At 40.8% G+C, this 311-nt stretch carries 1 protein-coding gene; it reads right to left on the bottom strand.

All coding sequences use genetic code 11. The features are described 5' to 3' along the window. On the bottom strand, positions 1–217 hold a 217-nt coding region (locus AC0DBE_RS21780; RefSeq protein ID WP_472963797.1), incomplete at its 3' end, for a helix-turn-helix domain-containing protein. Positions 218–311: the final 94 nt, after the last annotated feature.

The raw sequence follows: 311 nt of genomic DNA, 5'->3' as shown, positions 1-311 counted from the left end.
AAGAATACTCTGGACCTTTTCCGTAAGTGTATTGCTTTCCAACAGGCTGTTCGAATCGATGTATATCCCCAGCCTTATGCCATCTAACCCATGTCTGAACCTGTGTCTTATTCTTAATATTCAATTTCTGCATGATCTCTTTCATAGGCACGCCTGCCAATCTCATTTCTACAGCCTGCTGTTTCACTTCAACCGGATAACTCACTCTTGTCCTCATAGAAAAAACACCTCCAAGTCTAATTTCGGATAACAATCATCCGTTTTCAAACTTGAAGGTGTTTTTATTTGTCTCATCTTATGGGGTCAGTCCC

The sequence above is a fragment of the Bacillus sp. VA15 genome (assembly GCF_055721145.1).
This window is presented reverse-complemented; position numbering and strand designations above follow the sequence as displayed.